The sequence below is a fragment of the Candidatus Cloacimonadaceae bacterium genome, assembly GCA_030693415.1.
Lineage (GTDB): Bacteria > Cloacimonadota > Cloacimonadia > Cloacimonadales > Cloacimonadaceae > JAUYAR01.
Map to the genome: position 1 here is coordinate 1 of JAUYAR010000032.1, position 9,584 is coordinate 9,584.

Sequence of the window (9,584 nt, forward strand, 5' to 3'; positions counted from 1 at the left end):
AAGAATAACTCACAGGATTCACGCGTATCCAGTGGCTTGTTGATCTGCACGAAAACTTCGCTTGGGGGGACATACTATGGAGGGGTGTAGCGCTATCGCAAAAAGTGGCAACCTAGTGTCAACTATATTAGGACTTGACAATTTTAGGCGCAAACTGTTTTTAGGTTAACAGATAATCCTCTTGTAGTTATTTGTGAAAAAAACAATTCACGCTATGGGGAATATGTGAAAGAGAGTATCGAAAGTATCCGCATCATGCTGAAAGATGGACTATTCAAGGCTGAACAGCAGGTCCGTTTTTCGATGAGAGGAAAGCTGTGTCTTGAGCTTGGGTGGGACGTGCGGAATCAAGATAAATCCCGATCAGGATATCCCCTGAACATGATGATTGCTTACCATAAAACAGGCAAAAAGAAGAAGATATGAACCAAACACAACACAGCCAAATCGTAAATTTCATCTGGAATATTGCAGATTCCGTGCTCAAAGACGTCTATGTCCGGGGTAAATACCGGGATGTGATCCTGCCCATGACGGTTATACGCAGGTTGGACGTGCTCCTCGAACTCACCAAGCAGGATGTTCTAAAGCTCAAGGAGCAGCTTGATAAAGCCGGAATAGTGAATCAAAATGCAGCCCTGTGCAATGCCTCCAAACAAGCCTTTTTCAACACCTCTCCCTTCACCCTGCGAGACCTGAAAGCCCGAGCCAAGCAGCAGCAGCTAAAAGCAGATTTCGAAACTTATCTCGATGGCTTTTCTCCCAATGTGCAAGATATTCTGGAGAATTTCAAGGTCCGCAATCAAATCCCCACCTTGGTTCAAGCTGATGTTCTGGGTTTCTTGATCGAGAAGTTTATGGATACCACTATCAATCTGGCTCCCATTCGCATTACAGATAGCAGTGGCAGAGAGATTCATCCCGCTCTGGACAACCACTCCATGGGGACAGTATTTGAAGAGTTGATCCGTAAGTTTAACGAAGAGAACAATGAGGAAGCCGGAAAACACTTTACCCCCTGGGATGTGGTAAATCTGATGGCTGATTTGGTGCTGAAACCGATAGAAAACCAAATTGAATCCGGCACATACCTGGTCTATGATGGTGCCTGCGGCACAGGCGGAATGCTAACCGTGGCAGAGGATAGGCTCAAATCTATTGCTCATAACCAAGGCAAGGAAGTGGCTATCCACCTCTATGGGCAGGAGGTCAATCCCGAAACTTATGCTATCACCAAAGCAGACCTAATCATCAAAGGTGAAGGAGCCGAAGCCGAGAACTTCATGTATGGCTCTACCCTCTCAAAAGATGGCTTTCCCTCTCACAGCTTTGACTTCATGCTCTCCAATCCTCCCTACGGCAAGGACTGGAGCGGAGACCAATCTAAAATGGGTGGAAAAAAAGAAATCACGGACAGCCGTTTTATCGTAAATCATGCCGGAAACCCGGAGTATCAGATGATCACCCGCTCCAGTGACGGACAGATGATGTTCCTTGCCAGTATGCTCTCCAAAATGAAACATAATACCAAGCTGGGTAGCCGGATAGCAGAAGTGCACAATGGCTCTGCGTTATTTACCGGTGATGCCGGACAGGGGGAAAGCAATATCCGCAGGTGGATTATCGAAAACGACTGGCTGGAAGCAATAGTTCAGCTACCAGATAACATCTTTTACAACACCGGCATCAGCACCTATATCTGGCTACTCACAAACCGCAAGGCGGAGCATCGCAAAGGCAAAATCCAACTGATAGACGCCAGCAAATGGTACAACCCCTTACGCAGGAACCTGGGTAAACGCAACAGAGAAATGACTGAAGAGCATATTGCTATGATAACTGATGTGTTTATTAATTTCAAAGAGACCGCGGAATCCAAGATATTCTCCAATGCAGCTTTTGGCTATTGGAAGATCACTGTGGAAAGACCCTTGAAAGTAAAAGGGAATGATCCTAATATAGCCTATTCAGCCAAAGAAACCAAAGAGCTGAAAGATAGTGGAATGGTCTCCGAAGATGGCAATCCGCTAATAAGAAAGGTTCTGGCAGAGGGTGCACAACCCAATCATAGCCTTGGTTTGTTTGAAATCGAGATAAATGGTCAAAAGCGGGTGGTGGAATATGAACCCGATTCGGAACTGAGGGATACCGAACAAGTTTCTTTGCTGGAAGAGGGTGGCATAAAAGCCTTTTTCCAAAGGGAAGTTCTACCTTATGCACCCGATGCCTGGATAGATGAAGATAAAACCAAGATCGGCTATGAGATCAGCTTCACCAAACACTTCTATAAGCCCACTCCAATGCGTACTATTCAAGAGATTGTGAAAGATATTGAAGCTCTGGAAAAAGAAGGGGACGGGTTGCTTAAATCAATTCTAAGAGATTTATCAAGTGAGGAGGAATCATGAAATATCTCGTTTTTTGTTGTATTATTTTCACACTAATAATGGGTTGTAAACAGCAAAAAAAACTGCCAAACATCAATCCTGAAGAACAAGCCAGACAGGATAGCCTAGCCAAAGTGGAAGCTGTTAGGGCGGACAGTGTTAGACGTTATCAGGAAGCTGTTTCGGAAAGACTAAAAATTGAAAGAGAAAAAGAAAGAATCAGCGAACTCAAGAACACTATCAAGATAATCAGTGTATTCACTTCAGCCCCAAATTCTGTAGGTGGAGTAGATGTTCATACGATATGGAAAAACACATCTACCAAAGTAATCAAGTATGTTTCTTTTTATTGGACTCCATACAATGCTGTAGGGGATGTAGTTTCATGTTCAATACGAGGTTATCGTGATGCAGGTGAACAGGTTACGGGACCAATAAATCCGGGACAAACTCATGGCTACAATTATAGTTGGGAGTGCCATTGGTACAATAATACTATTAAAAAAGCTACTTTGGATAAGATAGAAATTGACTATATGGATGGAACAACAAAGACGATAGAATCATCTGATATAGAGTATGTCTACAAAAAACAATGGTAATATTATGATTCAGCCGCATTCGGAGTATGCCAAAGCAACTTATTTGGTGTTACACCAGATACCTTCTGAATGGAACATCATACGAGCAAAGAACCTTTTTCGTTGTATAGATATCCGTTCTGAGACTGGTGAAGAAGAACTCCTGACTGTATCATCTAAATTTGGGGTTATTAAAAGAAAATGTGCTAATGTAACGATGTTTAAGGCTGCTTCCTATAAGGGCTACAAACTTTGTTGGGAAGGTGATTTGGTAATAAATAGCCTTTGGGCTTGGATGACAGGACTTGGTTTTTCTAACTATAATGGCATTGTTAGTACTGCTTATGGAGTGTACAGATTGCACGACAGGAAGATCAATCATCCCAAGTACTATAATTTTTTACTAAGATCAATAGCATATCGCTGGGAGTTGATGGTCAGATCAAAAGGTGTTTGGATATCAAGATTGCAATTGACCAATGATTCTTTTCTAAACATCCCCATGTTAAATCCACCATTCTATGAACAAGTACAAATTGCCCGGTACCTCGACTACAAAAACTACCAGATCAACAAATACATCCGTATCAAGAAGAGACAGATAGAGCTTTTGAAAGAACTGAAACAGGTGATCATTAATGATGCTATGACCGGCAAGATCGATGTCCGCACCGGGGAACCCTATATAAAATACAAAGACAGCGGAATTGACTGGCTGGGAATGATACCGGAAGAGTGGATTGCGACCCGATTTAGAAATGTGTGTTATCTTCAGAGAGGCCATGATTTATCCAGCGATAAGTTCATAAAAGGTGAATATCCAGTTATGGGTTCTAATGGAGTAATTGGGTATCATAACCAGTTTACAACGAAAGCACCTAACATAACCGTTGGTAGAAGTGGAAGCACGGGTAAGGTTAACTTTGTTAATGAAGATTTTTGGGCTCATAATACTGCGTTGTTTGTTTTGCATAATCATGGAAATGATTGGAATTGGTTATACTACTTTATCTTAAACTTTGATATGGCCGCAGTAAGTGAAGGTTCTGCTGTCCCCACCCTAAATCGTAACTATATACATAAGATACACGTATCTGTTCCAAAGAGAGAAAACCAAGAGGATATTGCTTCGTACATCGAAAATGTCATTGATATCTCAATGGGAGCTATAAAGATTATTGAAGACGAAATTACATTGATTCGAGAACTCCAAACTCGCTTAATCTCAGATATTGTAACCGGAAAGCTGGATGTTCGTGACATCGAAGTACCTGACATACCTGAAGAAGAGTTGGAACCTGGACTTGAATCAGATGATGAACCCCTTGAGGAGAGTATTAGTGTCGACTGATTACAGTGAATTTGGGCTGGAAAGCCTTATCGTAGAAAGCCTCGTTAAAGACAGCCAGTATATTCAGGGCGACTCTAAAGAATATGACCGTGTGCATGCTCTTGATATAGTCCAGATTATGAGCTTTCTAAATAGCACCCAAGCCCACAAGGTGGAGCTTTTGGGCATAGCAGAAGGGGGTCCCAAACGTCTGCAGTTCCTGCATCGGCTGTTTTTGGAAATTACAAAGAGAGGGATAATTGATGTCCTCCGATCAGGCATCAAACACGGTCCTGCCAGTATTGAGCTTTTCTATGGCACTCCATCGCCAGATAACTTCAAAGCCAATGAACAGTTTGAAGCCAATATCTTCAGTGTTACCCGTCAGCTTCGCTACAGCCAGGATGAGAGGGCTTTGTCGCTTGACCTCTGCATCTTCATCAATGGCTTGCCTGTTGTCACCTTTGAATTGAAAAACAAACTTACCAAGCAGACGGTGCATGACGCTGTGCAGCAGTATAGACGTGACAGGGACGAGAAAGAACCGCTATTTCAGTTTGGCAGATGTATGGTACACTTTGCAGTGGATGATCACGAAGTGCGGATGTGCACGGCTCTCAAAGGTAATAGCTCATGGTTCTTACCTTTTGACAAAGGCTACAAAGACGGAGCAGGCAATCCACCCAATCCGGCTGGCATTGCTACAGATTATCTTTGGAAAGAGGTTCTTAGCAAGAAAGGGCTCACCGATATCATCGAAAACTATGCTCAGGTGATAGTTGAAGAAGATCAGAAGAAGCGCAAACATCGCAAGCAGGTTTTTCCCCGCTATCATCAGCTTGACTTGGTACATAAACTGCTGGCTGATGTGCAGGTGTCTGAGCTTGGAACACGCTATCTGATTCAACACAGTGCTGGAAGCGGCAAGAGCAATTCCATTGCCTGGCTGGCACATCAACTGATTGAGATCAAACGTGAAGGCAAAGAGCTGTTTGATTCCATCATCGTGGTTACCGATAGAAGGATATTGGATAAGCAGATAAGAGACACCATCAAGCAATTTGCTCAGGTTGGCTCGATTGTGGGGCATGCGGAACATTCTGGAGACTTGCGCAAGTTCATAAGCTCCGGAAAGAAGATCATCATCAGCACCGTGCAGAAGTTCCCTTTTATCCTGGATGAAATCGGCAATGCACATCGGGGCAATAAATTCGCCATTATCATTGACGAAGCTCACTCCAGCCAGGGGGGCAGGATCACAGCCAAGATGCATAGTGCCCTCTCGACATTGGAACAAGAATATGATGAGATGGAACTGCAGGACAAGATCAACCGTTTGATGGAAAGCCGGAAGATGCTGAAGAATGCGGATTATTTTGCCTTTACTGCTACGCCCAAGGGCAAGACCCTGGAGATATTTGGCATCCCCTATAAAGAAGGAGAAGTGATCAAGCATCGTCCCTTCCATTCATACACCATGAAACAGGCGATTCAGGAAGGCTTTATCCTGGACGTGCTGGCAAGCTATACTCCTATCATGAGCTTTTACAAACTTACCAAGACGGTAGGTGATGATCCGCAGTATGACATCAAAAAGGCACAGAAGAAGCTGCGGAAATATGTGGAAGGCAATGAATATGCTATTCGCAAGAAAGCGGAGATCATGATAGACCATTTTCATGAGAGCGTAATCTCGCATGGCAAGATTGGCAACAAAGCCAGAGCAATGGTGATCACCAATGGGATCATGCGGGCTATCGAATATTATCAGGCTTTCTGTGAATATCTCAAAGAGCGCAAAAGCCCATACCAAGCTGTGGTTGCATTTTCCGGAGATCATGAGTTTGGTGGTAATAAAGTAACCGAATCAAGCCTGAATGGGTTTCCCAGTAACCTGATCGCAGCCAAATTCAAAGAAGAGCCTTACCGCTTTTTGATTGTGGCAGATAAATTTCAAACCGGTTATGATGAACCGCTATTGCATACGATGTATGTGGATAAGACTCTCTCAGGGATCAAAGCAGTGCAGACTCTTTCACGCTTAAACAGGGCGCATCCCCAGAAGCATGACACCTTTGTTCTGGACTTTTTGAACGATACTGACACGATTAAATTGGCATTTCAGGATTATTATCGCACCACTATATTGAGCGATGAGACTGATCCAAATAAAGTTCACGACCTCAAAGCTGCACTTGACGGTTATCAGGTTTACAGCCCCTCCGATATTGAACAACTGGTTGCGCTATTCTTAAACGATGCCAAACGGGATACACTCGACCCAATTTTAGATAGCTGTGTGGCTGTTTATATCAGCGATCTGGATGAGGATGGGCAGGTAGATTACAAGGGCAAAGCCAAGGCTTTTGTGCGCACCTATGATTACCTCTCTTCCATTCTGCCCTACAACAATGCAGAGTGGGAAAAGCTCTCCATATTCCTGACTTTCCTGATCCCGAAGCTTCCTGCACCAGTGGAAGATGACCTCTCCAGAGGCATACTCGAAGCCATTGACATGGACAGCTACAGAGTTGAGAAGATGACTCCCGTGCATTTGAAGCTGGAAGATGAAGATGCGGAGATTGATCCTATCCCTACCAGTGGTGGGGGCAGAAAAGCTGAACCGGAGCTGGATTTTCTCACTAATATCCTCAAGCAATTCAATGAGTTATTTGGCAATATCGACTGGAAAGATGAGGATAAGATCAAAAACCTGATCACAGTAGAGATACCCGAAAAGCTTCGTCTTAATCAAGCCTACCAAAATGCAATTAAAAACTCAGACAAGCAGGCTGCCAGAATCGAACATGATAAGGCATTGCAGGGTATCCTGATAGCCCTGCTTACCGATCACACAGAGCTCTTTAAGCAGTATAGCGATAATAATTCATTTAAGAAATGGCTGCAGGAGACGATGTTCGGAGTAACGTATAAAAAAGACGGGAAAACACTTGCCGAACTAAAGGAGTAAGTAATGATATCTATTGAGCGGCTAATAATCCAGAATTTTAAATCAATTAAAGATTTAAACCTTAACTTCAATCAAGAATTGAACATACTGGTTGGTAATAATGAGACAGGGAAATCTACCATACTGGAATCGATAGATATGGTTCTAACCTGTAAACTGTATGGAAAGTATCTAAGTAGCGAACTATCGCCATATATGTTTAACATGTCAGCCACCAATGAATACTTAGATAGTCTAAGGAAGGGAGAGACGCCCACACCTCCATCTATTTTTATTGAATTATATCTTAACGATTCCCCGGAAGTCAGCAAACTTAAGGGTACTAATAACAGTCTTAGAACAGACTCTTGCGGTGTTACTCTTACGATTGAGTTTGATACTGATTATACTCCGGAGTATATTCGATATATACAGAATCCAAGCGAGATTCGAGCCATTCCCATTGAGTATTACAAAATAACTTGGCAGGATTTTGCATTTAACAGCATAACAAAAAGAAGTTTACCTGTGACATCTGCTTTCATTGATGCATCAACGATAAGGTTACAAAGTGGAGCTGATTACTATATTAGAAAGATTATAGACAATAATCTAACAGCCTCAGAACGGGCTGAACTGTCACTTGATTACCGCAATCTGAAAGAAGGATTTGCTGATAAGCCATATTTAAGCAGAATCAACAATGTGCTAATTGAAAACCCCTCAATACTAGCCGGAAAAGAGTTATCGATTTCCCTTGATGTTTCGGGAAAATCAAGCTGGGAATCCGTCATGACAACCTATTTGGACAACATTCCTTTTTCATATATAGGTCAAGGGGATCAAAGCATCCTAAAGATACTCCTGTCGTTAGAGAAAGAAGCGTCCGAGACAGGGATAGTGCTAATTGAAGAGCCGGAAAACCACTTATCCTTCCAAAACCTAAATAGACTGATTAAGTTAATTAGCGACAAGTGCTGTGGTAAGCAACTCGTGATATCAACTCACAGCACATTTGTGATTAATAAACTCGGGATGAATAACCTAATACTGCTAAAAGAGGGAATGCATACGAGATTATCTGAGCTAACCGAGGATACATATGATTATTTCAAAAAGTTACCTGGATATGATACACTGCGTCTCATACTTGCAGACAAATCCATACTCGTGGAAGGACCTTCAGACGAGTTAATAGTTCAAAAGGCATATTACCAAAAAAACAAAAAACTACCCATAGAAGATGGGATAGATGTTCTTTCAGTTAGGAATTTATCATTTAAACGCTTTCTTGATATTGCTTCGAAGCTTGAAGTGAAAGTCCGTGTTGTCACTGATAATGATGGGAATTACCAGGATAACATAGTTAAGAAGTACGAAGAATATGATAAGTTCCAGAATATCAAGATTTGCTACAGCGATGACAATTCCTCAGTTACTCTTGAAAGCCAGATAGTAAAAGTTAATGACATAGATAAGCTTAATAAAGTACTAGGGAAACAGTATGCAGATAAATCGGCCATGGAAGACTATATGCGCAACAATAAAACTGAATGTGCTTTGAGAATATTTGAAGCTCAAGAGGAAATTGAGATTCCTGACTACATTAAAAGGGCAATAACAATTGAATAGAGTTGTAATTGCTTGTGCGGGTGCAAGAAAGACTACTGAGTTAGTGAATTGTGCCTTACAACATTCAAACCGGAAAGTTCTTATAGTTACATACACGATAAATAACTACAATCAGATAATAGAAAGGATTTATCAAATTGCTGGTCATATCCCACCCAATATCGAAGTCCAAACATGGTTTACTTTCCTGCTATCAGAAGGAGTGAGGCCGTATCAAAATTATCTTTACTCTGATGCCAGAATAAAATCAATCGCATTCGTATGCGGTATCTCAAGTATCGGAAGAAAAAAGAGTGATATCAGACGTTATTATCTATGCAGTAACGACTTGATTTTTACAGATAAAATGGCAGATTTTATCTGTGAAGTGAATAAACTATCCTGCGGTAAAGTGATTAATCGTCTTGAGCGCGTTTATGACGCTATTTACATCGACGAAGTGCAGGACTTAGCCGGATATGATCTATGCGTCTTAGAACTACTTTTTAACTCAAGTATCCATATGTATGTCGTAGGTGATTGCCGTCAAGCAACTTATTATACTAACCAATCAAGAAAAAATAGAGACTGTTCAAAAACCATCACCATTCTACGCTGCTTTACCAGAGCACTTGGAGAATAAGTGGTCTAAGTGCTTCCATTTCACATTTTCTTGACAGATTTGGGAGATGTTTAAGTTGGCAATCAGCGATTGCTCATGCATG

7 protein-coding genes are annotated in these 9,584 nt (G+C 41.9%); all 7 read left to right on the forward strand.

Translation table 11 applies throughout. From position 1 onward, the window contains the following. Positions 1–225 precede the first annotated feature (225 nt). Genes Q8M98_02310 through Q8M98_02340 form a run of 7 tightly spaced genes read left to right on the forward strand, consistent with a single transcriptional unit; the run spans position 226 to position 9,502 of the window. Complete coding sequence (locus Q8M98_02310) at positions 226–426, forward strand: hypothetical protein (GenBank protein MDP3113588.1); 201 nt, start codon at positions 226–228, stop codon at positions 424–426. Further along, on the forward strand, positions 423–2,408 hold the full coding sequence (locus Q8M98_02315; GenBank protein ID MDP3113589.1) for a class I SAM-dependent DNA methyltransferase: 1,986 nt from the start codon (positions 423–425) through the stop codon (positions 2,406–2,408). The genes Q8M98_02310 and Q8M98_02315 overlap by 4 nt, the downstream gene beginning before the upstream one ends. Beyond that, positions 2,405–2,989, forward strand: coding sequence for a hypothetical protein (locus Q8M98_02320; GenBank protein ID MDP3113590.1), 585 nt, complete (start codon positions 2,405–2,407; stop codon positions 2,987–2,989). The genes Q8M98_02315 and Q8M98_02320 overlap by 4 nt, the downstream gene beginning before the upstream one ends. After that, complete coding sequence (locus Q8M98_02325; protein ID MDP3113591.1) at positions 2,967–4,319, forward strand: restriction endonuclease subunit S; 1,353 nt, start codon at positions 2,967–2,969, stop codon at positions 4,317–4,319. The genes Q8M98_02320 and Q8M98_02325 overlap by 23 nt, the downstream gene beginning before the upstream one ends. After that, positions 4,309–7,269, forward strand: a complete 2,961-nt coding sequence (locus tag Q8M98_02330) for a type I restriction endonuclease (protein ID MDP3113592.1) — start codon at positions 4,309–4,311, stop codon at positions 7,267–7,269. Before Q8M98_02325 ends, Q8M98_02330 begins: the two co-directional genes overlap by 11 nt. Before the next feature lie 3 nt (positions 7,270–7,272). Further along, the gene (locus tag Q8M98_02335; GenBank protein ID MDP3113593.1) at positions 7,273–8,880 is read left to right on the forward strand and encodes an AAA family ATPase; all 1,608 of its coding nucleotides are present in this window, start codon (positions 7,273–7,275) and stop codon (positions 8,878–8,880) included. Further along, positions 8,873–9,502, forward strand: a complete 630-nt coding sequence (locus Q8M98_02340; protein ID MDP3113594.1) for a UvrD-helicase domain-containing protein — start codon at positions 8,873–8,875, stop codon at positions 9,500–9,502. The genes Q8M98_02335 and Q8M98_02340 overlap by 8 nt, the downstream gene beginning before the upstream one ends. The last annotated feature ends 82 nt before the right edge of the window (positions 9,503–9,584 follow it).